Here is a 1930-nt window from a genome sequence, read left to right as displayed (position 1 = left end):
CCGCCCGGCGGTGGAGGTCGGACGCGGCGTCAGGCGCCGGTCGCGCTGCCCGCCACCCACTTGCTCCAGTCCATGTTCCAGCCGTTGAGGCCGTTGTCCGGAGACACGGTCTGGTCGTTGGAGTTCTTCACCACCACGACGTCACCGATCTGGGAGTTGTTGTAGAACCAGGCGCCTTGCGTGTTCGGGTCGTTGGCGCCCTTGGTGTCCGACAGGCCCACGCATCCGTGGCTGGTGTTCTGGCTGCCGAAGATGGACTTCGCGCCCCAGTAGTTGCCGTGGATGAAGGTGCCCGAGGTGGACAGCCGCATGGCGTGCGGCACGTCCTTGATGTCGTACTCGCCCTTGCCGTCGTCGTCCGTGAAGCCGACCGTCGCACCGTTCATCCGGGTCTCCTTGAACTTCTCGGAGATCACCATCTGACCGTTGTAGGTCGTGTTGTCGGGGCTTCCGGCCGAGATCGGAATGGTCTTGATCAGCTTGCCGTCGCGCACGACCTTCATGGTCTTGGCCTTGGCGTCGACCGTGCTGACCTGCGAGTGACCGACCTTGAACGTGACGGTCTTCTCCTGGACGCCCTTCACACCCGACGACGCCTCGACGCCGTCCAGGTCCAGCTTCAGGGTGACGGTGGAGTTGGCCTTCCAGTAGTCCTTCGGACGCAGGTCCAGCCGCTGGCCGTTGAACCAGTGGCCGACGACCTCCTGACCGCTGCTGGAGGTGACCTTGATGTGGGACTGGACGTCCTTCTTGTTGGTCACCGCCTTGTCGAAGTTGATCGACACCGGCATGCCCACGCCGACCGTCGAGCCGTCCTCCGGCGTGAAGTTGCCGATGAAGCTGTTGGACGGGGAGACGGTGGTGAAGGACGAGTGCTCCGTGGCCTTGCGGCCGTCGGAGTCCTTGGCGGACGCGCTGATCTTGTACTGGGTGGACCGCTCCAGCTGCCCGTCCGGCTTCCAGGACTTCCCGTCGGACGATATGGACCCGGCCACGGTGGAGCCGTCGGCCTTGGAGGTCATCGTCACCGAGGTGAGCTTGCCTCCGCTGACGCTGACCTTGGTGTCGCGGTTGATGCCCGCATCGGTCGCACCGGTCTTCGGCGTGATCTTGATTTGGGCGTCGGAGGCGTCCTTGGCGGCCGCCTCGTCAACCTGCGACTGCCCCTTGCCACCGCCCTTGCTGTCGCTGCTGTCGCCGTCCCCGCCACAGGCGGCGAGAGTCAGTACCCCGCTGAGCACGGCGGCTGCTGCCGCCAGCCCCCTACGGCGCTTGCCGTACGTCATCACACGCTTCTCCATTTGCGACTGGACCCCAAAACCCAAGACCAAACCAGCAAGACCTATCCACCAAGAACGCCTGTACCTTTTGGTCGGTTCCACGCCCAGTAAAACTGTGCGCGAGGCCACTTAGCAAAGACGCTGGTCCAGCTTATGACGCAGCGCCGTGAATCCGGACAAACCATGACAGGCCGGTATTAGTCATATGGTGCGGAGCAGGCTGCCGTCCCGGATCGCTACCACCCGGCCCCGGTAAGTCACTACGATCGGGCACACGGGGTCAATTCGCCGCAGCCGCAAGGAGGATGCCGTTGTGTCCGCACGCCGACCGCTGCTGACCGCTGCCGCAGCCGGTTCGCTGCTGTGCGCCCTGTGGTTCGTCCCCTCCGCCAACGCGACGGTCGAAACCGACGGCCAGCCGTCCTCCGGCAGCCGTAGCGAAGAACCGCCCCAGCCGCGGACCGAGGCCGTCCCGGACGAAAACCTCGCCGACACCGGCAGCGTGGACGTCACCCCGTACCTCGCCGGGGGCACGGGCCTTCCTGGGGCTCGGGATCACGATGGTGACCGCCTCCGCGCGCCGTACGCGCACGGAGGCATCCTGACGGGACGTTGTACCCGGGCCGTTGGGCCCGGGCCTTCTCCCCGGG

At 65.8% G+C, this 1930-nt stretch carries 1 protein-coding gene and 1 pseudogene; one reads left to right on the top strand and one right to left on the bottom strand.

Features of this window, described 5'->3' with window-relative positions; translation table 11 throughout:
- Positions 1–29 precede the first annotated feature (29 nt).
- Complete coding sequence (locus SSOG_RS26335) at positions 30–1286, bottom strand: L,D-transpeptidase (protein ID WP_009717302.1); 1257 nt, start codon at positions 1284–1286, stop codon at positions 30–32.
- 307 nt (positions 1287–1593) lie between these two features.
- Between SSOG_RS26335 and SSOG_RS53945 the strand changes: the two are divergent.
- Positions 1594–1885 (top strand): annotated as a pseudogene (locus SSOG_RS53945) (hypothetical protein).
- The last annotated feature ends 45 nt before the right edge of the window (positions 1886–1930 follow it).

Source organism: Streptomyces himastatinicus ATCC 53653 (assembly GCF_000158915.1).
GTDB lineage: Bacteria > Actinomycetota > Actinomycetes > Streptomycetales > Streptomycetaceae > Streptomyces > Streptomyces himastatinicus.
Note: the sequence above shows the minus strand (reverse complement) of the source record. Positions and strands in the feature narration are given on the sequence as shown.